Raw genomic sequence first — 22,855 nt, 5'->3', positions numbered from 1 at the left:
CCCTAGGCTTCGCGATCCTGGTGCTGGGGGCGCTGCTCACCACCGCGGTTGCCGTTTCGCCGGCCTGGTGACCGTGTCGGTGCGGCGGGGCGGGCTGCCCAGGGACCGGCGGTCGGTGCGTTGGGGCTGAGCACTTCTTCGCCGTAGAGATCCTGCAGCCAGTTGGTCTGGTAGATGGTCTCGAGGTAGCGCTCGCCGAGGTCCGGGGCGATGGCCACCGAGGTGAGGTCACGCGTTTCATGCCGGGCCAGCCAGCCCATCGCGCCGCTGACCACCGTGCCGGTGGAGCCGCCGAACAGGAATCCGCGTCTGGCCAGACGATGGCAGGCACGGATGGTGTCCGCCTCCTCGACGTGGATCACCTCGTCCACATAGGACTCGTCGAGCAGCGGCGGATGGACGCTCATGCCGAGTCCGGGAATCATCCGACGGCCCGGCGCACCGCCGAAGGTCACGGAGCCGACGCTGTCCACCGCGACGATCCGTACCGGCCGGTGCCACTCCCGGAAGTAGCGGGCGCAGCCCATCAGGGTCCCGGTGGTGCCCGCGCCGACGAACAGTACGTCCACGCGCGGGAACTGGCGGGCGATCTCCGGCGCCGTCTTGCGGTAGTGCGCCTTCCAGTTGCCTGGATTGGTGTACTGGCCGAGCCACACGTACCGGTCGTCGGAGGCACACAGTGCGCGGACGTAGTCGATCCGCGCCCCGAGGGAGCTGCCGCTCGTATCGAGCTCGGAGATGATGTGCACCTGGCTGCCCAACGCCCCCATCAGCAGCCTGGTCGACAGGTTGCAGCGGGCGTCCGTCACGCACAGGAACCGGTAGCCCTTGCTCGCAGCGATCACGCTCAGTGCCACGCCCAGGTTTCCGGACGAGGACTCGACCAGGACCGACCCCGGCGTCAGGACTCCGTCCCGCTCGGCGGCCTCCACCATCTCGGTCGCGGCTTTCAGCTTCACCGAGCCGGCGAAGTTGAAGCCTTCACACTTCAGGAAGAGTGAGTGCCCGAAGATCGACCGAAGGTCGACGTAGAGCTGCTCCTCGTTGAAGGCATGGGGAACAGATATGACCGGCACGATGGCCTCCTTGTCTGCAGCAGAGCAAGTTCGGAGCTTTTCCATCCGGTCGTGATGGGCTTCACGCTTTTCTGGGTGAGGCCCTGTGTCCAACCAGGCCGGACGGAGGATCCCTGCGTCAGTGGTTGCGGTGTCGTGCACTGCTGACCTGCGGCGACTTCACTTGTGATCTTTCCCGGGAGCATTGCTGCATAAGCCTCCTTGCATCGGGCATCGGGGTTCAAGCCGCTCATCCGTAGCGGCTCAGCTCATGGAAGAAGTCGTCGACGACGTGCAATTCTCCGGAGCGGACGACCTCGTCGTAGACGTACTTGCCGGCCGCGAGGTCGAGCACTCCGAGGCCGAAGGGCGAGAACACCAGCGGCCGGTCCGCCGGTACCGTCACCCGCCCGGCTATCACGTCGTCCAACGTGCCGTGCAGGAAGTCCCGGTTGCCCGTGAGCTGTTCGGCCAGATGCGGTGAGGTGTTGGCCTTCAGGCAGTGCTCGATGTCGTCGACGATGTTGCTCGAGGCGAGCAGGATCTCCGGCGCGAGGTCGCGCAGCGACACATGCAGCACCAATGGGTTGTGTTCGAACCACGACAGGTCGCTGACATGCGGCTGACCGGCGACGGTGGCGAAGACCACCAGGTCGCTGGAGCGGATCAGCTGCTCGGCGCTGTCGTACACGGTGATCCGGGCGGCGGTGTCCGACTCCTCCAGGTAGCCGCGGAAGCCGGCCGCGTTGCCGGCGGACAGGTCGTGCACGCCGATCTCGTCGAACGACCAGCCGGTGCCGGCCAGGAAGGTGTGGATGTAACGGGCGATCAGGCCCACCCCGAAGAACCCGACGCGCGGCGGGCGCCGCCGGCCGCGGCTGAGCCGGTCGGCGGCCAGAGCCGCCATCGCGGCCGTCCTGGTGGCGCTGATGATCGAGCTCTCCAGGCAGGCGAACGGGTAGCCGGTGTCATGGTCGTTGAGGATCAGCACGGCCGAGGCCCGCGGGATGCCGGCCGCCACATTCTCCGGGAAACTGGAGATCCACTTCAGGCCGTCCACCCGCACCTGGCCGCCGATCGAGGCCGGCAACGCGATGATCCGGGCGGACGGGCGGTCGGGGAAACGCAGGAAGTAGGACGGCGGGTTCACCGAATCACCGGCGCTGTGCAGCCGGTAGGTGGCCTTGACCAGCTCCACGATCTCTTTCTCGCGGCCCTGCAGCGCTTGCTGGACCTGGGCACCGGAGATCACCGCGAACGGTGGCACGGTGATCGGCCCGGACATCGCGGGCTCTGTTGCGGTGGAACGGACGGTGGTCATCCGGCGGTCACCTCGACGGTCGGCGAGCAGTCGGCCAGGCGCACCCCGTCGGCCATCGCGACGAGCACTTCGCGCGGCCCCTCGAAGGGCTCCCTGCTGTGCGCGGTGCGTATGTTGTCGACCAGCATCAGGTCGCCGGTCTGCCATGGCTCGCGGGCGGTGTTGGACTCGTAGACGCTGTTGAGGAGCTGCACGACCTCCTCGCCGATCGGGTCGCCGTCGCCGAAGCGGGTGTTGAACGGCAGCCCCTCGGCGCCGTAGACGTCCACCAGGTACTCGTGCACCTCGGGGGCCAGCGTCCACTCGTTGAGGAACGCGATCTGGTTGAACCAGCAGCGCCGGCCGGTGCCCAGGTGACGTACCACGGCGCTGCGGCGCTGCCTGGTGCGCAAGGCCCCGTCCGGTTGCCACTCGAACTCGATCGCGTTGGCGCGACAGTAGCTCTCGACGGCGCCACGGTCCTCGGTGCCGAACGCCTCGGCGAAGGACGCTCCGATCTCGTCGTTGTAGTTGCGGGTGAGCAGCCAGCCCTCGCGCTCGAACCGCTGGACCAGCTCGGTGGGCAGCGCGTCGAGCACGGCCGGCGAGTCGGCCACCGCGGTCGCCCCGCCGTCGGTGGGCGCGCTGATGCACGCGAACAGCATCAGGCCGGGGAACTCCAGCGTGTAGCTCAGTTCGTGGTGCATGCACATCGGCTGGTTCGGCGGCCACTTCGTTGAGGAGTACACGCCGTCGGAGTAGGTCCGCCGGGGCGCGAAGGCCTCCTTCTCGGTCATCAGACCGGTGGCCAGCTCCGAGAAGACGGCACCGGTCCCGGCCGCGTCGCGCAGCCCGAGGCCGCGGACCAGGACGCAGCCGTGCTCGGCGACGAGGGCGCGCAGCGCGTCCCGGTGCTCGGCCGCCCAGCTCGGCGCGTCGCCGGTGGCCTCGGCGCGCAGCACCGGGGGCGCGCCGGGTCGCAGGTCCATATCGAGCAACGATGCCGGGGATGAAGAGGATGACATCTCGATCTCCTTTCAGTTGCCACTCAGGGAAAAGCCGGCAATTGGGCGGCGCGCAGCACGGCCTGTGCCGCCCCGGCCGGACGGGTGCGCGGGAAGTAGTGGCCGCCGTCGGCGAGCTCGTGCAGCTCGACGTGCTCGGCCAGGAGCTGCCAGTCGCGGTGCCGGCGCGGGTACTGCGCCGTGCGCGGGTCGTCGGCGGCAACGACCACGGTGACCGGTGCGGAGAGCTTGACGGCCGGCGGGTTGTCCAGGGCCTCGGCGAAATAGCGGTGCGCGGACACGCAGTCGTGCCGGTAGGCGGCACCGACATGCTCGGCATGCTGCGGGTCCAGCTCACCGAGCTCGGTGTAGCCGCCGTCCGCGCTCAGCTCCGCGGCGATCTCGGCATCGCTCCGCCCGGTCAGCCCGGCGATGGCGGCGCGCCGGCCGGTGGCGTCACCCAGCAGCTGCGCGCCGAGGAACACCCGCTGGACCTCCACCCCGCGCTCCTGCAGCTTCCTGGCCGTCTCGACGGCGTACGCGGTGCCCGAGGAGTGACCCCACAGCAGGACCCTGGTCAGGCCACGCCGGGTGATCTCGGCGACGACCTGCTCGACCACCTGTGCCATCGACGCGAACGGCTCGTTCACGGCGGCCAGGTCGTGACCGGGCAGCTCGACGGCGTGGACCGCCGGCCCGCTGCCCCGCAGTGCCCTGGCCATCGGCTTGAAGTTCACCGCGTTGCCGCCGGCGTAGGGGAAGCACACCAGGGCACCGGCACGCGCACCGTCCGGTTCCGACAGTGGCTGCAGCAGCCCGGAGGACTGCTCGGACCTGCCGTCGACCAGCCGGGCCTGATCGGCGAGGACCGGGTGACGGGTGACGTCCTTGAGGGACACCGCGCGGTTCAGGGCGATCGCCAGCTTCACTGCCGACAGTGACGTGCCGCCCCGGTCGAAGAAGTGGTCCCGTCGGTCGATCCGGTCCTGCGCGATGCCGAGCACCTTCGCCCAGGCGGCCGCCAGCCGCTGCTCGGCCGGCGTACTCGGTGCGTGGTAGTCCTGTTCAGTGACGTCACTGCCGTCGAGTTCCTCGGCGAGTGCCGTCAGCGTCTTCATGTCGGTCTTGCTGTTGGCGGTCAGCGGCAGACTTTCCCGCCAGTGGAAGGCCGACGGGACCATGTATTCGGGCAGCGACTCACCCAGCTGGTCCCGCAGGACGTCGGCCTCCAGCGGCTGCGGGCCCGAGTAGAAGGCCACCAGGCGCTTGCTCCGGCCCGGCCGCTCGGTGACCACCACCGCACCGTCGCGGACACCGGGCACGCGCAACAGGGTGTGCTCGATCTCGCCGGTCTCGATCCGGAAGCCACGGATCTTGACCTGGGTATCGGCCCGGCCGAGGAACTCCAGCTTGCCCTCCGGCTGCCAGCGGCCGTAGTCGCCGCCCCGGTAGAGCCGCTGGCCCTCGCGATGCGGATCGGCCATGAAGGCCAGCCGGGTGCGCTCGGGGTCGTTGACGTAGCCGCGGCCGACGCAGACCCCGGAGAAGACGATCGCACCGGGGGCGCCGAGCGGCACCGGGGACAGGTGCTCGTCGACGACGTAGACGTGCACATTGTTGACGGGAGGGCCGAGAGGGACCCGTTCCCCGCCCGGCACCAGGTCCATGACCTCGTGATTGGTGTCGTCCGAAGTCTCGGTCAGCCCATAGGCGTTGACCAGCTTGATCTTGGGTTCGGCCGCGAACCAGCGCTGCGTGAGCTCCTTCTTCAGCGCCTCGCCGGTGACCGACACACACCGTAGGTCCGGCAGTTCGCGGGGCTGCTGTTCCAGATAGGACAGTACGACCTCGAGGTACGACGGCACGACCTGGAGCACCGCCACCCGGCCGTCAACGATCCGGTCGACGAACCGTTGGACGTCCAGGATCACCTCCTGCTCGACCAGCAGGGTCTGCCCACCGACCAGGAGCGCGGAGACCAGTTGCCACAGTGAGATGTCGAAGCACTGGGGTGCGGTCTGGGCGACCACCTGGCCCTCGCCGATCTCCAAGTCGTCGATCTTGGCGTAGAGGTGGTTGAGCATGCCCGCGTGCTCGCACATCGCACCCTTGGGCTCACCGGTGGAGCCGGAGGTGAAGTAGATGTAGGCGAGCTGGTCCGGCGCGACGCCGACGCCGAGATCGCCGTCGGCGTGGTCCTCCTCGTAGGCCGTGTCGACGAAGAGCGTCCGGACCCCGGACAGCGAGCCGAGGGCCTGGTCGAGCGCGGTGGTGCTGCCGGGTTCGGTCAGTACGAGCCCGCACTCGGCCCGGGAGAGTGTGGTCGCTATGCGATCGGCCGGGAAATGCGGCTCGATGGGCAGATACACGCCACCGGCCTTGAGGATGGCGATGACGGCGGCCATCCAGTCCAGATTGCGCTCGGTCACCACCGCGACGACGCCTTCGCGGCGCAGTCCCCGCGCCAACAGGGCTCGTCCCAGCCGGTTGGCACGCGCGTTGAGCTCCCGGTAGGTCCACTGCCGGTCTCCGTGCACGGCCGCGACGGTGTCCGGGTGTGCCGTCACCCGCTGCTCGAACAGCTCGTGGAACCGGCGGTCCGGCAGCTCCCGGCACGGTCCGGCGAGCCCTTCGAGCTGGAAGTGGAGTTCCTCGGCGGAGAGCAGGCTCTGCCGCCCGTGCCCGGCATCCGGATCGGCGGCGATCAGCGCGAGCGCGGTGAGGTGGTAGCCGGCGATCCTGGCGGCGCAGTCCGCGTCCAGCACGTCGGTCCGGTACCGCAGCCGCAGCACGCGTCGGCCGCCGTGTTGCGAGATCCCCACCTGTAGCACCGTGTCCTCGGCGGGCTCACCGCCGTTTCCGCTCGGATCGAACACGGTCTCGAATGACGGGTCCGCCAGGCCCAGCTCGCGCCTGAGATCACCGACCGGGAAGTCCCTGTGCGACAGCAGTTCCGACTCGGTTCGATGGGTGTCCAGCAACAACGCCCGCCAGGAGCCGGGTTCGGTCGTCAGCCGGCAGGGCAGTGGACGGCCGCCCTCCACGGCGACGTAGCCGGTCGCGACGTCGCGCTCGCCGGACAGGGCGGCGAGCACCTTCGCATGCGCGGCCAGCAGCACCGAGCTGAGCGGCACCGCCAGCTCGTCCGCCAGCCGGCACAACGCTGCCACGAGGTCGTCCGGGATGGCCGTCTCGTGCTCGACCACGCCAGCCACCGGATTGAGGGTCCATCGCGGGATCGCGGTGAACCCGCCGGCAACGAGCACACCGCGCCAGAATTCCCGGTCGGCCTCCGCTAGCATCCCCATCGGGTCTTCCCTCCGCTCACCATTGCCACGGCGCTACTCGTCGCTGACCAGGGCGGTGCCGTCGTTGTGGCCGCCGTCTCGGCCAACTGCGGATCGGCCGCGTTCTCCCGCATCTCCCTGGCCGGGTTTCCCCCCCAACGCGCGTGCGGCGGCATTTCCTCGCCTTTCATGAGAAAGGAGTCGGGGGCGAGCACCGTGCCATCGCCCATCGTCACGCCGTAGTGGACGAGGGCGCCGACCCCGAGGGTGCAGCCGGCCCCGAGCGTGCTGTGGTCGGACTTGAAGGTGCCGTCCTCCTGCGAGTGGCACTGGATCACGGTCCCCGCGTTGAGCGTGCAGCCGTTCCCGATGGTGGCGAGCGTCCTCTCCGGCATAAAGCAGCCGTCGTCGAATACCTTGCTGCCGAGCCGGACACCCAGCAGCCGCCAGATCATGTTCTTGAACGGGGTGCCGTTGAAGATCTGGATGTGCTCCGTGCCGGCAGCCACCTTCCAGTAGCGTTCATGCCGCCAGAAGCAGGGATCGTAGATCGAGCAGTAAAGCGGCTTCAAGGCCCGAAACCCGGTGACGGCACGTTCGACCAGCACGAAGTAGACGACGCTGAACAGGAGGGCAAAGACGTTGCCCAGCGCGATCACCGACGCGCCGAGCGAGTCGTAGACGTCCGCGGCACCCTGAGCGAGCAGGACCAGCCCGAAGAAATAGATCCATCGCACCAGCAGGTGGAACCCCATGGTTCCGGCATTGTGCTTGTTCTTGGCGCCGAGGTGGCAGCGCAGCTCGTCCCCGTTCTTCAGGTGGTCGAACTTGCTGTCGCGCTCGACCGATCGCGGAATCTCGAAGCTGGGGGATCCCAGAAGTCCGACACCCTCCCGGACTTCTCCGTCGACAGGAACCATGACCTTCGTCGCGAGAAGGCAGTTGTCGCCTGTCTTTCCCTGCGAGGGATAGGCGATGTGGTTTCCGAGGAAGTTATGCGGCCCGATCGAAACGCGGGTCACCCGGAAGGATGTGCTCGAGAAGTCGGCATTGATGATTGACAGCCCGTCAGCGACCATTGTTCCGCTGCCGATAGAACTCAGGTACGGGTTCTCGTGCTTTACCTCCGTGCCGAAGTTCGACCCGGTCTGCTCGACCCGGGAAAGGTCGTACCCGAGGTGGCGCAGATAGTGCACGATGCAGGAGCTGTCACCGAAGAGGGTTTTGAAGGACTTTCTATTGGTTATGCGTGCGATCGTCCGGTGGACCTCGTAATGGAAACCGTACAAGCGATAGACCTTGTCCGGCTTGATGGCGAGGTTGAGCATGCGAGGGACGGTGACGACGAAGAGCAGGCCGACGACCAGAGAGCCGAAGAAGAGCACGAAGGAGGCGACCAGGGCGTCGAGGTAGAACGTCCGGCTCGTGATAGCCAGCGGGCCCCCGTCCAGGAGCGCGGTGAACTGCGGGATCTGGGCGAGCAGCATGATCAGGCCGCCGACCATCAACGGAACCCACAGAATCAGCGCACTCAGCAACTGCACCCCGGCGTACGCGGCCCTGCGCAGGGTGCCGCAGCCAGCCGGGCCGACCATCCGGTAGTCAACCCCGGCCGGCTGCGCGGGGGACCCGTGCCACCGTTCGCCGCCGGGCACAGCCTGTCCGGCGTGCAGGGAGGAGGAATGGCCGAGTTGGGCCCCGTCGCCCAGCGAGGTCCTGATGTCGAGCACCGTCACCTCGCCGACGAACACGCCCTCCCCGAGAGTGACCGCGCCTGTCTGGATCAGGCCGGCGTGAGCTCGGTAGCAGGCGAAGAACGAGTCCTTGCGGATGACTGTGCCCTCGCCGATGGTGAGCAGGTCGGTGCACACGGGGACGTTCCGCGAGAAGATCGCGACGCCACGCCCGACTTTCGCGCCCAGCGCCCTCAGATAGAGCACGTAGAGCGGCGAACCGACGAACAGGACCAGCGGGCTCGAGCGGACCAGCGTCTTGACGCACCAGAAGCGGAAATACCCCAGACTCCAGATGCGGATCTCCTGGGGCTTCCACCGCCCGATGAGCACCCACTTCGCCACGATCGGAAGAGTGCACAGGCCAAGGAAAAGCGCGCCGCCGAACAGGACCGACCTCAGGTAGATGTCGGTCAGACCTGAGCCGGAGGAGATCCAGTCGGAGCCTTGGGTGGCGACAACTGCGGCCAGATAGGAATAGCCGAGGAACACCAGGAACTGCAGTGCTCCGCAGAGGACGTACTCCAGCGTGCCGGCCGGTGCTGTCATTTCGCTCGACGCCGGGGCGGACGCCGGAACCGATGCCTCACCAGGGGCGGGCGCGGCGTCAGCGAGAGCCGTCGCCAGGTCTCTGATCGTCGGACAGCGGTAGACGTCCTTCATTGACACCGACGGCAGATCCGGCCGCTTCCTGACCCGCGCACAGAAACGGGCCATCACCAAGGAGTCAGCACCCAGTTCATTAAAAAAGTGGCTGTCGACCGAGACTCGCTCGACGCTCACGATGCCGGCCAGTATCTCCGCGAGGATTGTCTCGGTTCTGGTCGTCGGGCCGGCGTAGCTGCCGTTGAGGGTTGAGGATTCGTCCGGATCGGGCGTCAGGGCCTCGACAGACTTTCCCACCATGCGAGCTCCTTGGGGAAATTTCGACACCATCGGCCAGTGCGGCCGGCACCCGGTGCCCTCCCGCTCCGGGGATGACCGGTGCGGGTAATCCGGAAGCCACGAGGTCGTGAGCTCTTATCTGGTCATAGAACCGTTTGCCGTTCTGCCCCTAGTCTCCACCGTCCGTCGTCTGGATGCCACTCGAACTCGATCGCCTTGGCGCGGCAGCAGGTCTCGACGGCGCGGTCCTTGGTGCGAACGCATCAGGGATTCGAGTGATGAGTCGTCACGAGGATCTCCCATTCAGAACGAGCTGGGCTGGGTGCGCACAACGGTCACCAATTTACGCAGCTTGACATCTCGCGCAAGTAAAGCTAACCGGACTCTGCGGTGGATCGCCGCGTTGTCGTTGCGCGATCGGCCGGCTCGGCGAGAATTGCATATACCGGATTGCACTGAGCTCGGCTAATGGCCTGTCACTGTTTGGATCAGGCTCCGCCTTGCCCGCGTTCTGCGGCCAGCAGCCGCGCCAGGCCCGGCGTGCTGAAGATGTCCCTGGTGGCGAGGGCGATACCGCCATGGATCCCGGCGCTCGTGCCGAGCTGGGTGGTGGTGATGGTGAGTTTGCGGGTGGCCAGCGGCAGCGCGCGCTGGTAGACCACGGCCCGGACCCCGGAGAGCAGGTCATCGCGCAGCTCGCTCAGCGGACCGCCAAGGACAAGGGTGCGGGGGTTGAACATGTGGACCAGCATCGCCACCACCTCGCCGATCTCGGTTGCGGCTTGGCGCAGAGCGTGCAGGGCACGCGGGTCGCTGTTGGCGACGAGCTGCGCGAGAGCGTGGGCGCCATGCAGCGCGTCCTCGCCCGTCGCCTCCGGAATGCCGAGGCTGCGCAGGAGCGCCCGGTGGGAGGCGACCGCGCCCACGCAGCCCACATTGCCGCAGCTGCACAGCACCTCACCGCCGCCGATCGCCCGGATGTGGCCGATGTCGCCGGCTGCCCCGTCGGCCCCTCGGTAGACGTCCCCGTCGGCGGTGATTATCCCGGCCCCGATACCGCTGGCGATCTTGATGCACAGCAGCGGTGTGTCGACGTTGTCCTGACTGGCCTCGCCGAGCGCCATGAGGTTCACGTCGTTGTCCACCACGACCGGGGCCAGGAAGCTTTCCCGCAGACGCTCGGCGACGGGGTAGCCGTCCCAGCCGGGCATGCCCGTCGGCCGTACCGCACAGCCCTGCTGGAAATCGACCGGCCCGGGGAGGCCGACCACCACTTCCCGCACCCGGGCCGGATCGCGGCCGTGTTCCGCCAGCAGCCCGAGCAAGCGCTCGGTCACCCCGTCCAGCACCGCCTGGGGTCCGGAGTCGACCGGGATGTCGACGGTGTCACGGGCGAGGACACGGTGGGTGAGGTCGGCGATCGCGATCTCGGTCGACAGGGTGTCGATATCGGCAACCGCGATGGTCCCGGCCTGGGGGCTGATCGTCAGGATCCGGGGCGGGCGTCCCCGGACCGACTCCCTGGCTTCGAGCTCCTGCAGGATGCCGCGGTGCAGGAGGTGGTCGACCTGCTGTCCCACGGTCGAGCGCGCGAGGCCGCTGCGCCGGGCGATCTCCGCGCGGCTGGTCGCCTCGCCGGAGACAACGAGATCCAGGACCCTGCGCAACGCAACGGGCACCGTTGGGGACGGCGTAGTCCCCCCGGCAACATATCCACCACTTTTATGCATTCCAAAGACCCTAATGCCGCTTTCTTCTGCCCGTCAACCGGCTCATAGGGCCGTCCGCCCAGGCGGACCCGGGTGCCATGAGGCGTACATGCTCGGCGCGCCGCCCATGGAGGAAACGTATCTCCCACCGACTGCGAGACCGGATGGCACAGCAAAGTTTCCGCCGTTTTTATGCCGGAAAGAAAACTAAATTAGTCCTCTTGTGTCATTTGCTCGAACTAAACGATGGTGGTTCGTAACGCGGCGTTCAGGCCGTAGCCGGACGGATGAGTCGGAGGTGTGCTCGTGAGTCGCTCCCCACGAGTGGTGGTGGTCGGGGCAGGAATGATCGGCGCCGTCCACGCCGCAGCCGTTCGTGCTGCCGGCGGGGCGCTGCGTGGGGTGGTGGCGTCGACCCCCGAGCGCAGCGCGCGGGTCGCCAGGGAGTGGGACGTTCCCGCCCGTTATCCGGACTTCGGGGCGGTCCTCGCCGACGACAGTGTCGAGGTGGTGCATATCTGCACGCCCAACGCCCACCACGTCCGGCAGGCCGAGGCCGCGCTGCACGCCGGCAAGCATGTGATCTGCGAGAAGCCGCTGGCCACGTCCGCCGCCGACGCCGAACGGCTGGACCGGCTGGCCGACCGGGCCGGGCTGCTACTGGCGGTCCCGTTCGTCTACCGCTACCACCCGCTGGTGAGGGAGATCCGCGACCGCCGCCTCCAGGGTGAGTTCGGAGCCTGGCAGCTCATCCACGGCAGCTACCTGCAGGACTGGATGCTCTCCGAGAGTACCGTGTCCTGGCGGGTGGACCCGGATGCGGGCGGCCCTTCGCGGGCCCTCGCGGACAGCGTGCGCAGCATTCCATACCGCAGCCAGAACTCGCTGACGTCATCTCGGTCGGATTTGACGCTCACTACGTCCTGCGCCTCGATGTACACGAACTGCCTGCGTTCGACGGTCTCCAGCAGCACCATCGGACCGTTGAGCCCACTGTGCGCCGCCCGTGCCGTCGGCATCACCTGGATCTCCACGTTCCGCATCTTCGCGCACTCCAGCAGCTCCCCAGCTGCCTCCTCAACACCTCAGGGCCGCCAACCGCCCGGTGCAGCACGGCCTCCTCGACGATGAAGACGAACACAATCGGTGGGTTCTTGCGTACGAGCAGAGCTTGCCGCGCGAGGCGAGCCGCGACGCGCTCGTCGACGGTCTCCTCGTCGAGCGGCGGGAAGTGCGCGCCCAGGAGCGTTCGTGCGTACTCCTCCGCCTGCAGCAAGCCGGGCACGAGCAGCGGATCGTACGAGAAGCGGCTGACCGCCTCCCCCTCCAACAGGGCGACGTCGCGGAAGAACGCAGGCAGCCGGGCCAGATCCACCTCCCGCCTGCACCGCCCGCAGCGCCCCGCCCGTTTCCAGCACCCGCTCAGCCGCCTCCGTGAACGCCGCCTTCGCCGGCCTTCGCCCCTGCTCGACCGAGGCGACCTGCTCGTACGAGTAGCCCACTGCCTCGGCCAGCCCCTGCTGTGTGAGCCCGGCCCGTTCCCTGAACAGCTTGACCAGCTTGCCGTAGCCGACCCAAATGGCCGGGCGCTCGTCGCCGTTGTCCCGTTTCCTCGGTTGGTTGTTACCCATGCGCCTCACGCCCCCCACTGTCGAGCCCCGCGGTGTCTGTCCAACTGGCCCGTCCCGATCCCGGACACGTTCCGCGGTCCGTACAACCCCGCCCCAGACCCGTACAGACCGTCCGGGTTCCGCTTTGTTGACGGCGAGTTCACCGGCCAGGGGGTTTCCGGCCTTGTGGTGGTCGTTTTCCGGTGGCCGGGGCCTGACTACGGTGCGCGCATGTTGGTACGGGACGTTGTCGCTGCTGTCGATCCGCGCCGCTGCCGGTTGCTCGGGTTCGCGGGCTCGGTGGCGATAGCGGCGGGCGGGATGAGCGTGGGGGCACTGCCGGTGCGGGATGCGGCCGGGCCGGACGACGGGTGGCTGGGGCTGGTCGCCTCGTACTTCGGGTTGGTGCTGCTGGTCGCCGCGTGGTGGCGGCTGGGGCGGGCGGTGCGGGGTCCGGAGCCGCCGGAGCCGCGGTTTCTGCTGGTGACGCTGGGGGTGTGGGCGGCGCCACTGGTGCTCGGGCCGCCGCTGTTCAGCCGGGATGTGTACAGCTATCTGGTGCAAGGCACGATGGCCGGCGCGCACATGGACGTATACGCGTACGGCGCCGACCGGCTCGGCGGCCGGCTCGCGGCCGAGGTGCCGCAGGTCTGGCAGCACACGCCGACGCCCTATGGTCCGGTCTTCCTCGCTGTCGCCAGGGCGGCGGCGCCGCTGGGGGTCACCGGCATGCGGCTGGTGGCGCTGGCCGGTGTCGGCCTGATGATCGCCATCCTGCCGGCGCTGGCCCGGCGCGGCGGCACCGATCTGCCGACCGCGCTCTGGCTGGGGGCGCTCAACCCGCTGCTTTTGTTGCATCTCGTCGCGGGCGCGCACAACGACGCGGTGATGCTGGGGCTGCTCGGCGCGGGGCTGGCCGCGGCGGCCGCCGGGTGGCCGCTGGGGGCCGCGGCGCTGGTCACGCTGGCCGCGCTGGTGAAGGTGCCGGCCGCGCTGGGGCTGCTGGCCGTCGCGTCGATCTGGTCTTACCGGCTGCGCGGACGTGCCCGGCTGGTCCGGGCCGGGCTGGCCACCCTCGCGGTCGCGGCGGTGACCACGGTGGCCGCCACCGCCGCCGCGGGCACCGGTTACGGCTGGATCAGCGCCCTCGGCACGCCCGTCTCCGCCCACAACTGGGCCCTGACCAGTGTCCTTGGCCGCCTCACCGGCGACGGACCCGCCTGGCATCTCCTCGGAGCCGCCGCCACCGCCGTGATCGTGCTCCTTGTGTGGCGCCGCCGCCACCGTCTCGGTCCCGTGTACGCCCTCGGGCTCAGTCTCGCCGCCGTCGCACTCCTCGGCCCCGCGATCCGCCCCTGGTACGCGCTCTGGGCTCTCTTCCCGCTGGCGGTGGCCGCGCCGAACGGGCGGACGCGCCGCTGGGCCGCCGTCGGCAGCTGCGTTCTGGCCCTCGCCGTCCTGCCGGACGGCTTCGAGCCGGACGCGCGGCAGCTGACCCTCGCGGTGTGCGGAGGCGGCCTGGCGGCGCTGGCGCTGCTGGCCTGGCGGACGGCGTCCCGGCTACGGGCGAGGACGACGGAGGCCCTGCCATGACCCGGCCGGCCCCGGACCGTACTGCCCGCCCCGTCCGGCCCGACCGCCCCGTCCGCTCCGCAGGCTTGCCCGGCGGCGGCCTGGCACGCTGGCGACGCCGGGTGTCCCGTATGCCGGCCGTTGTCGCGGTGACCGCGGTGGCCGTCGGAACCGCGGTGTTCATGGCCACGGTGCCGCAGTACCGGGACTGGTTCGACGTTTACGTCTATTACGGGGCCGTCGATACCTGGATCCGGCACGGTGGCGGGATCTACGACTACGTCCGGCCCGGGACCGGCTACGGCTTCACCTACCCGCCCTTCGCCGCCGTCTGCATGCTGCCGATGCTGGTGCTCGGCCGCACCGCCGCCGTCATGGGCAGCGTGGTGCTCAACGCCGCCGCGTCGGCGGTGCTGTTGCGCCGCCTGCTGGGAGGACTGCTGCGCGGGCCCGGCGCGTGGGTGGTCGCGGGGTGTCTGTTCGTGATGCTGGAGCCGGTCCGGGACACCTTCAGCCTCGGGCAGGTGAACCTGGCGCTGATGGCCTTGGTGTACGCCGACCGGGGGCGCGGCCGGTTCGCGGGCGTCGGCATCGGCCTGGCGACGGCGGTCAAACTCACGCCGGGGATCTTCATCGGGTACCTGCTGCTCACTGGCCGGCGCAGGGCCGCCGCAGTCGCCGCCGGCACGGCCGCGGCCGCGACATTGATCGGCGTGGCGGCGGCGCCTCACGAGTCCTGGGTGTTCTGGACACAGGCCCTGTGGAACACCGACCGGGTCGGCACCCTGGACTATGTGTCCAACCAGTCGCTGCAGGGCACGCTGGCCCGCCTGGACGCGGGCCGCCCGGCCTGGGCACTGGCCGTCCTCGCGGTGCTCGCCCTCTGGGGGTACCGCGTGCGCCAGGCGGCAGCGGCGGGTGACGACGCGGCCGGACTGGCACTGACAGGCCTCGCGGGGTGCCTCGTCAGCCCGGTGACATGGGTGCACCACCTCGTGTGGGCCCTGCCTGCCGTCGTGTGGCTCGCCGCGGCGGGCCGTCGTGCGGCCGCCGCTGTCCTGTATGTGGTGCTGTGCAGCAGTGTCGTGTGGCTGTGGCGCGAGGACGCGTCCGGCGTGGACGGCTTCCTCGGCGGCAGCGCGTACGTATGGATCTGTCTGGGGCTGCTGGCGCTCTGGCCGCGACTCCCCGCACCGGATCGCGCCGCGCACCTCCAGGCCACCGCCCGGCCCGCCGATCGTCGGCCGTAGGACGCCGGGACGTCGCGCACGCTGGGAAAGCTGACCCCGGGAACGCCTCCCGCCAGGTGCGCGAAAACGTGAGAAGCACGGACGACGGAGACCGATGGCCATAGCCCGCACATCCCTTCCACGGCGGTTGCCGCTGCGCGGGATCGTCTGCCTCGTGCCGATCACCGCGGTCGGCGTCTGGGTGGTCCGGAACTGGCCGGTCTTCGCCTCGGGCGGCCGTGATCTCCTCGGCGCCAACCACTACTGGCTGCTGGCGGCGGTGACGGTCACCGGTCTGGGCTGGGTCGCGGTGTCCTGTACGCGCCAGGGAGCGGTCCTCGAACCGCTCCCCGCCGGACGGCTGCTCGCCACCCAGCTCGCCGCGAGCGCCGCCAACCACCTACTCCCTGCGGGACTCGGCGCGGGTGCGGTCAATCTGCGCTTCCTCCGGGGCTGCGGGATCCCGCTGGCCCGGTCCTCGGCCGCCCTGGCGCTGTACTCGCTGGCGGAGTCCGCGGGGAGGGTCGTGCTCCTGCTCGTACTGCTGGCTGCCTTCCCCGACGCACTGCGGCTGGACGCCCTCATCCCGAACGGGACCGGCCTGCTGCTCGCCTCGGTGGCGGCAGGGCTGGTCTGCTCGGTGCTGCTCGCGGTGACCGCCGTACGTCCGCTCCGCAGGATCGTCCGCGCCTTCCTGGACACCGCGCTGACCGACGCGCGCTCCCTGCACGCCATGCCCGCCCGCGCGCTGGCCCTGTGGGGCGGCTCGCTGGCCTTCCCCGCCCTGCAGGCCGCCGGGCTGGTCGCGGTCGCCCTCGCCCTCGACGTGCCCGTACCCGTGGTGCACGTCGCGATCGCCTATCTCGCCGCCACGTGCGTGGCCGCCGCCGTGCCGACCCCCGGCGGCATCGGATCCGTCGACGCGGCGCTGGTCGTCGCCCTCGTCACCGCCGGAGCCCCGGTCGCCGTCGCCACCTCAGCGGTCCTCGGCTACCGGATCGTCACAGTCTGGCTGCCGCTGCTCCCGGCGGCACTGGTGCTCGGCGTCCTGGTGCGCCGCAAGGTGGTCTGAAGGCCGGGCGTTACGGCCCGGAGCGGGCGGCCGGTCAGCGGCGAGCCCTTGACCGGTCGAGTGCGGCGATGCCGACGGCGGCCAGGCCGATCTGGATGAGCCATTCGATCCAGTCGATGCCCTTGGTGTCCGCCACCCCGAGTTTGTGGGCGATGGCCGCCCCGACCAGCGCCGCCACGATGCCGATCAGGATCGTCCAGATCACGCCGATGTGCTGACGGCCCGGTACCACGAGCCGTCCCAGCACGCCGATGATGAGGCCGATCACGATGGCGCTGATGACACCCGCTATCTCCACAGCTGCCCTCCCTGGACTGGAACTCCTGCTGGGCTTGTGCCCGCTGCGGCAACGGGCACTCCGGCTTTCCGGCATTGGTTACGATCGGTATCGGCTCCGCCAGATGCCTTACCCGCTCCATAGACGCCCCCCAAGAGACTTTGATGCGGCATCAGGGGCGATACTGGTCACGCAACGTAAACGTAACGACCGCCATCTGTCCTCCACCCCTCACCCACTGCGACAGTGGGACGAACAGCTGTCAACTATCCCCAGCAGAGCCGGAGTCCGTCTTGGTCGAGCAGCACCGGAGGAGCCTCAGACTGCTGTCGACCCTGCCGTACGCCGTCATGGCCGTCGTCACCGCGGTGGATCTCGTAGCAGGTCCGGGCGCTGGATTCCTTCCCCTGCTGTCTTTGGGGCCCGCCTTCGCCAGCCTGGTCGGCGGCCTGCGCCGCTCCGCGGCGATCGGGCTGCTGGCCGTCGCCCTCTGTGTCGTGCTCCGCCTCTATGACGGCCAGTTCCACGCCCTGCACGGCTACACCGCCGTCGTCTCCGTTGCCGGCGTCGCCATCGCCGGCCTCGCCGCGACCGCCGGACGCCAACGGCGCGAGGCCGAACTCGCCACCGTCCGCTCCATCGCCGAGGTCGCCCAGCGGGTGCTGCTGCGCCCGGTGCCGCGCAGAGCCGGGGATCTGCGGATAGCGGTCTCGTACACCTCCGCCGCGGCCGAGGCCCGTATCGGCGGCGATCTGTACGAGGTGGTCACCTCACCCGGCGGGGTCCGGGTGATCGTCGGCGATGTGCAGGGCAAGGGCCTGGAGGCGGTCGAGACCGCGGCGATCGTACTGGGTGCTTTCCGGGAGGCCGCCCATGACGAACCCGATCTCGCATCGGTCAGCGCCCGCCTCGAACGGGCCCTGAACCGCCGCCTGACCGGCGAGGAATTCGTCACCGCTGTCCTGGTCGAAGTCAATGACAACCACACCGTCACCCTTCTCAACTACGGCCACCCCGATCCGCTCGTCCTCCGCGCAGACGGCACGCAGACCTTCGCGGAACCGCCCCAGCCCGCACCACCCCTCGGGCTCGCCGACATCGGCCCGAAAGGGCCGGTTCCGTTCCAGGTGCCGTTCGCTCCCGGCGACCAGATGCTCCTGTACACCGACGGGGTGACCGAAGCCCGGGACCCCCGGGGCCGCTTCTACCCGCTCGACGAGCGGGCCTTCCTCCTCAAGGACCCCGACCCGGACACCGCCCTGGAAGCTGTCCGCCAGGACCTGGAGCACCATACGCAAGGGCCCCTGCACGACGACGCGGCCATGCTTCTGCTCCGCTACCGCGACTCCGGCTGACCGCGTTCGCCGCCCCAGGGCGTTGATACGACTTTCGCTACGGGCTCCTCCGGCGCGGGCCCTTCCCCTCTGCCGGGGTTGCCGCTTTGTCCTCAAACGCCGGACGGGCTGGGTCTGCCTTGCTGGGCCGGCACGGTTCCGCCCCGTCTGCCGGGGTTGCTGTCGTGCGTTCCGGCACGCGATGTGGTGGTCGGGGTCGGGGCCGCTGTGGGGTGATCTCCTCGGGGCTCGCGCGTGCGGGTCCACAGCCCGCTTGCCCAGGGTGCATGTGCTCGTCCCCTGCGGGGACACCCCGGCGCGTCCCCTCCCGGCCGGATGGGCGCGTGACCGCCTCGCCGTGGCGGAAACCGTAAAACCAAAGGCACCGCACCCGGTGGTTTGGACCCAAGGGAACCACGCACCGCAAGGCGCTGAACCGGGCCGGAGGGGGCGGTGCAGGGGTGTCCCCGCAGACTGTGTCGCCCAAGTGCCGCCGGCGATGGCGCATAACGTCCCGGGCCCTGGCACACAGTCGTGGGGGCACCTCCCGGCCGAAGGTTGGGGGAGAGTCACCCCGGAGGCGCCACCGACCCAACCACCGAACAAAGCGCACCCGCAAACGGCGCAGAGCACCAAAACCCAGCCCGTCCGGCGTTTGTGGGGGCACCTCCCAGCGGCAGCTGGGGAGGATCGGCAACCCCAACAGAGGAAGCGGAACGCACCCCGGGCGCCGCCCCTGCGTGGCGTATGCACATGCGGGGAAGGGCAGACGTCATGCATGCCGTACTGCACGCGCTGTCCATCGCCGGGTCCATGACGTGGGAGATCACGTGGGCGCTGATCCTGGGCTTCGCGCTGTCGGCGGTCGTCCAGGCCGTCGTGCGCAAGTCGACGGTCGTGCGGCTGCTGGGCGATAACCGGCCCCGTACCCTGGTGATCGCCTCCGCGCTGGGGGCGGCGTCCTCGTCCTGTTCCTACGCCGCCGTCGCGATGGCCCGTTCGCTTTTCCGTAAGGGCGCCGACTTCACGGCCGCCATGGCCTTCGAGATCGCCTCGACCAATCTGGTCGTGGAACTCGGTGTGATTCTCGCGCTGCTGATGGGCTGGCAGTTCACCGCCGCCGAATTCGTCGGCGGCCCCATCATGATCGTGGTGCTGGCGCTGCTGTTCCGCCTCACCCTGCGCGAGCGGCTGCTGGACGCCGCGCGCGCACAGGCCGAGCGGGGCCTGGCCGGGTCCATGGAGGGGCACGCCGCGATGGACATGTCGGTGCGGAAGGAGGGTTCGTTCGCCCGGCGTCTGCTGTCGGGGGAGGGCCTCACCGCGGTCGCGCATGTCTTTGTCATGGAGTGGGCCGCGATCCTCAGGGACATCGTGCTCGGCCTGCTGATCGCCGGCGCCATCGCGGCCTGGGTCCCGGACTCCTTCTGGCAGACGTTCTTCTTCGCCGGTCATCCGCTGGCTGCCAAGATCTGGGGACCGCTGATCGGCCCGCTCGTGGCGATCGCCTCATTCGTGTGTTCCATCGGCAATGTGCCGCTCGCGGTGGTGCTGTGGAAGGGCGGCATCAGCTTCGGGGGCGTGGTCGCGTTCATCTTCGCCGACCTGCTGATCCTGCCGATCCTCAATATCTACCGGAAGTACTACGGGACGAAGATGGCCCTCTACCTCCTGGGCACCTTCTACGCCGCCATCGTCGTCGCGGGCTACGTCGTGGAGTTCGCCTTCGGGGGCCTTGGTCTCATCCCTGACCAGGGCGACGCGAAGATCCCCATGGAAGGCGTGTCCTGGAACTACACGACCTGGCTCAACATCGTTTTCCTGCTCCTGGCCGCCGCCCTGCTGATCCGCTTCGCCCGTACCGGCGGCCCGGCCATGCTCCGCATGATGGGCGGATCGCCCGGAACCGGTCACGGTGACCACGAGGGCGGGCACGGGCGTTAGCGCGGCGTCGGCGGCGCGTTAGCGGAGCGCGGCAGTCTGTTCGCAGGGGAGTTCGGCGGCCGGGCACCTCTTCCCCCCACGATGCCCGGCCGCCGATCCTCTCAGCGAGTTCACCGAACCGAGAGGCGGCGATCGCGATGATGGCGATATCGGAGCTAATGGCAGGCCTCCGGCAGGGTGGTCGGCGCACGGTACCCGTTCCAGCCGAGTGCTAGGCCCGGAACGGGATGCTGAGGTGTCATCATGTGCTGACGACGCGATTGCCTCGGTTATCACAGTTGCCCGGTCTGCCGTGGCTGGGGAGAGGTGATCCAGCTCGCCGACGGCCGGCTGGTGGCCGGGTCCGGAGGGCCCCGCTGCCGGCCCTGCCCGAGGTGTGCGCCATCGCCGCAGCAGTCGGCCTCCGAGGCGGCCGGTCAGCCCGAGGTGTCCGCCCCTGGAGAGGCCGCTTGACCGCCGTCGCGCTCCTCCACGCCGAGGAGCGTCGCGACCGCGGCGGCCTCCGTACGGTCACCCAGCTGGGCGTAGATGCTCAGCGACTGCCGGAGCGACTGTGCGGCCTCCGCCTCCTGGCCGAGTTCCCGCTGGAACTGCCCGATGAGCCGCAGTGCCAGCGCCTCGTAGGCCGAATTGCCGTACGCGCGGGAGAGCACGCGCCAGGCCCGGTCCGCCCGTGGGCCGTCCGCGGAGGAGGTCACCAGCGCCTGCGCCGCCGCCACCTCGGTACGGAACCAGGCCGCGGAGGCGTCGGCGCCGCCCGCCAGCGGCGGGGTCCCGGCGGCCGGGGGTACCGGCGGCCGGTGAAGCAGGTGCTTCTGGGCGATGAGGGGCTCGGCCGCGGTGGCGGTGACGTCGAGGTAGTAGTCCAGCAGACGGTCCAGCGCGCGGTCCCGCTCCTGCGCGGACAGGTCCTGCTCGGCCAGCCGCACGGTGTACAGGCGAACCAGGTCGTGCCGGGCGAACCGGCCGGTCGAGGTCTCCTGGAGCAGATGCGCCGAGACCAGGTCGGTGAGCGACCGCCTGGCATCGGCGAGCGACTGTCCGGACAGCGCCGCCGCGGTCCAGGCGTCCACATCCGCCCCGGGGTGCAGGCCCAGGAGCCGGAAGAGCTCGGCAGCGGGTTCCGGCAGCACGCGGTACGACAGCCGCAGCGCGGCCTCGACACCGGAATCCGCGTCATCCGTGGTCAGCACCGACAGCCGAGCCTGCTCGTCGGAGAGGTCCGTGACCAGCTCGGACACCGTCCAGCCAGCGCGCATCGCCAGCCTGGCCCCGGCCACCCGGAGGGCGAGCGGCAGTCCTTCGCAGAGTCGGACGAGTTCGGCGGAGGCCGCCGCCTCGGCGGCTATCCGCTCCGGGCCCACCGTGCGCGCCAGCAGCGCGCGGGACTCCTCCGGCGGCAGCGCCTCCACCCGCACCACCGCCGCCCCCTCCCGGGCGACCAGGCCGCCCAGCAGGTTGCGGCTGGTCACCACGGTCGAGCAGCCCGGACCGGACGGCAGCAGCGGAAGCACGTCGCCGACGGTGCGGACATTGTCCAGCACCACCAGGACGCGGCGGCCGGCGAGGAGGGAGCGGTACAGCGCGACCCGCTCGTCCAGGTCGGCCGGGATACTTCCGTCCGCCGCGCCGAGGGCCCGCAGGAACCCCGACAGGACGGAGGCGGCCGAGACGGGGGAGCCCGCCGAGAAGCCCCGCAGGTCGGCGAAGAGCTGGCCGTCGGGGAAGGCGGCGACGGAGCGGTACGCCCAGCGCAGGGTCAGGGCGGTCTTGCCGACCCCGGCGGGCCCCACGACGAGAACCAGCCCCTGTGCCGCGCCGAGCGCCCCCAACTCAGTGGCCCGGCCGACGAAACCGGCGGCTTCCCGGGGCAGTTGGGCGGGTGCCGGGCGGCGGGGCACCGGGAGCGGAGGAGGCGGTGGGGGAGTGGGCGGACCGGCGCGCAGCACGGTCTCGTACGCGGCGCGCAGCGGCGTACCGGGGTCGACGCCCAGCTCGGTGTCGAGCAGCTTCCGGGTGCGGTGGTAGAGGTCCAGCGCGGCGGGTCTGCGGTCCGCCTGATGGAGGGCGAGTAAGAGCAGCCGGACCAGCGGTTCGCGGAACGGCTCCGCCCGCACCGCCTCCTCCAGCTCCGGCACCGTGTCCCGGCCTTCGGTGAGCCGCACTTTGCGCTCCGCCCACCCCTCCAGCGCGGCGAGCCGGGCCTGGCCGAGCCGGGCCGCCACCTCGTCGCGCAGCGTGGCGCTTGGCAGGTCCGAGAGGGGCGTGCCACGCCACAGGGCGAGAGCCCGGCCGAGCAGCCCGGCGGCGGCCCGGTCGTCCACCGCGCCGGAGGCCTGCTCGGCCAGCGACCGGAAGAGGTAGAGGTCGACGTCGTCGGCCGTGCCGAGCAGGGCGTACCCGGGTTCCCTGGTGGCCAGTTCGAGCCCCGAGCCGCCGTCGCTCAGCAGCCGCCGCAGCGCGGACACATGCCCCTGCACCGCGGTACGGGCCCGTGGCGGCGGGTCGCCGTCCCAGATGAGGTCCAGCAGACGGTCTATCGGCACCACCTGGTTCAGCTCCAGGGCCAGCACCGCTAACACCGCCCGGCGCTTGCCCGCGGCGATGGCTACGGGCGCGCCATCGCCGTTCGTCAACTCAACCGGCCCCAAAAGCCGTACCCGCATGATCGCCTTTCGATCGTCCTCGGTCCCCGAGCGGCCGTGCGAGAGCCGCGGTTGGTCGGTGCCGCGGCGAAGAAACGCTTGAGGATGCAGAGTAACGGGATGCCTGGGCGGCCGGGTGGAGATTGCGGCTCGGCCGCGCTGTTCTGCGGGCCCGGGGTTCGCCGAGCTTCGGCTTGAC

Annotated in this window: 13 protein-coding genes and 2 pseudogenes; 6 read left to right on the top strand and 9 right to left on the bottom strand. The window is 70.0% G+C overall.

Translation table 11 applies throughout. The features are described 5' to 3' along the window. Nucleotides 1–2: 2 nt before the first annotated feature. The 6 genes from sbnA to FCI23_RS26605 form a co-directional block, all read right to left on the bottom strand. Entirely contained in the window at nucleotides 3–1,076 is a 1,074-nt protein-coding gene (gene sbnA, locus FCI23_RS26630) for a 2,3-diaminopropionate biosynthesis protein SbnA (RefSeq protein ID WP_136726463.1), read from the bottom strand. 229 nt (nucleotides 1,077–1,305) lie between these two features. Next, nucleotides 1,306–2,376, bottom strand: coding sequence for a 2,3-diaminopropionate biosynthesis protein SbnB (gene sbnB / locus FCI23_RS26625; protein WP_136726462.1), 1,071 nt, complete (start codon nucleotides 2,374–2,376; stop codon nucleotides 1,306–1,308). Further along, a complete protein-coding gene (locus tag FCI23_RS26620; protein WP_136726461.1) occupies nucleotides 2,373–3,380 on the bottom strand; it encodes a TauD/TfdA family dioxygenase in 1,008 nt (335 codons plus the stop codon). The genes sbnB and FCI23_RS26620 overlap by 4 nt, the downstream gene beginning before the upstream one ends. A gap of 23 nt (nucleotides 3,381–3,403) precedes the next feature. Beyond that, entirely contained in the window at nucleotides 3,404–6,667 is a 3,264-nt protein-coding gene (locus FCI23_RS26615; protein ID WP_136726460.1) for a non-ribosomal peptide synthetase, read from the bottom strand. Then, nucleotides 6,655–9,285 carry a Pls/PosA family non-ribosomal peptide synthetase gene (locus FCI23_RS26610; protein ID WP_136726459.1) on the bottom strand — a complete coding sequence of 877 codons (2,631 nt, stop codon included), beginning with the start codon at nucleotides 9,283–9,285 and terminating at the stop codon, nucleotides 6,655–6,657. The genes FCI23_RS26615 and FCI23_RS26610 overlap by 13 nt, the downstream gene beginning before the upstream one ends. Nucleotides 9,286–9,752: 467 nt before the next feature. After that, on the bottom strand, nucleotides 9,753–10,994 hold the full coding sequence (locus FCI23_RS26605; RefSeq protein WP_136726458.1) for an ROK family transcriptional regulator: 1,242 nt from the start codon (nucleotides 10,992–10,994) through the stop codon (nucleotides 9,753–9,755). A gap of 279 nt (nucleotides 10,995–11,273) precedes the next feature. On the opposite strand from FCI23_RS26605, the pseudogene FCI23_RS60110 reads away from it, so the two are divergent. Next, nucleotides 11,274–11,630: pseudogene (locus tag FCI23_RS60110) on the top strand (Gfo/Idh/MocA family protein); the annotation flags it as partial. A gap of 104 nt (nucleotides 11,631–11,734) precedes the next feature. Here FCI23_RS60110 and FCI23_RS26595 read toward each other — a convergent pair. Beyond that, a pseudogene (locus tag FCI23_RS26595) lies at nucleotides 11,735–12,604 on the bottom strand (helix-turn-helix domain-containing protein). A gap of 210 nt (nucleotides 12,605–12,814) precedes the next feature. Between FCI23_RS26595 and mptB the strand changes: the two are divergent. The 3 genes from mptB (at nucleotide 12,815) to FCI23_RS26580 (ending at nucleotide 16,456) form a co-directional block, all read left to right on the top strand. Next, nucleotides 12,815–14,176, top strand: coding sequence for a polyprenol phosphomannose-dependent alpha 1,6 mannosyltransferase MptB (gene mptB, locus FCI23_RS26590; protein WP_136726457.1), 1,362 nt, complete (start codon nucleotides 12,815–12,817; stop codon nucleotides 14,174–14,176). Beyond that, nucleotides 14,173–15,405 carry a glycosyltransferase 87 family protein gene (locus FCI23_RS26585; RefSeq protein WP_246144022.1) on the top strand — a complete coding sequence of 411 codons (1,233 nt, stop codon included), beginning with the start codon at nucleotides 14,173–14,175 and terminating at the stop codon, nucleotides 15,403–15,405. Before mptB ends, FCI23_RS26585 begins: the two co-directional genes overlap by 4 nt. Before the next feature lie 94 nt (nucleotides 15,406–15,499). Next, nucleotides 15,500–16,456 carry a lysylphosphatidylglycerol synthase transmembrane domain-containing protein gene (locus FCI23_RS26580; RefSeq protein WP_211265486.1) on the top strand — a complete coding sequence of 319 codons (957 nt, stop codon included), beginning with the start codon at nucleotides 15,500–15,502 and terminating at the stop codon, nucleotides 16,454–16,456. A gap of 34 nt (nucleotides 16,457–16,490) precedes the next feature. On the opposite strand, the gene FCI23_RS26575 is transcribed toward FCI23_RS26580, so the two are convergent. After that, nucleotides 16,491–16,754, bottom strand: coding sequence for a GlsB/YeaQ/YmgE family stress response membrane protein (locus tag FCI23_RS26575; protein WP_136726456.1), 264 nt, complete (start codon nucleotides 16,752–16,754; stop codon nucleotides 16,491–16,493). Nucleotides 16,755–17,083: 329 nt separating this feature from the next. Between FCI23_RS26575 and FCI23_RS26570 the strand changes: the two genes are divergently transcribed. Together FCI23_RS26570 and FCI23_RS26565 are read left to right on the top strand one after the other, a co-directional pair. Continuing rightward, a complete protein-coding gene (locus FCI23_RS26570) occupies nucleotides 17,084–18,088 on the top strand; it encodes a PP2C family protein-serine/threonine phosphatase (RefSeq protein ID WP_246144034.1) in 1,005 nt (334 codons plus the stop codon). 753 nt (nucleotides 18,089–18,841) lie between these two features. Beyond that, a complete protein-coding gene (locus FCI23_RS26565; protein WP_136726454.1) occupies nucleotides 18,842–20,011 on the top strand; it encodes a permease in 1,170 nt (389 codons plus the stop codon). Nucleotides 20,012–20,427: 416 nt separating this feature from the next. Here FCI23_RS26565 and FCI23_RS26560 read toward each other — a convergent pair whose 3' ends face one another. Continuing rightward, complete coding sequence (locus tag FCI23_RS26560) at nucleotides 20,428–22,677, bottom strand: AfsR/SARP family transcriptional regulator (RefSeq protein WP_136726453.1); 2,250 nt, start codon at nucleotides 22,675–22,677, stop codon at nucleotides 20,428–20,430. Nucleotides 22,678–22,855 lie beyond the last annotated feature (178 nt).

The sequence above is a fragment of the Actinacidiphila oryziradicis genome (genome assembly GCF_005047355.1).
In the GTDB taxonomy this organism is placed as follows: domain Bacteria; phylum Actinomycetota; class Actinomycetes; order Streptomycetales; family Streptomycetaceae; genus Actinacidiphila; species Actinacidiphila oryziradicis.
This window is presented reverse-complemented; position numbering and strand designations above follow the sequence as displayed.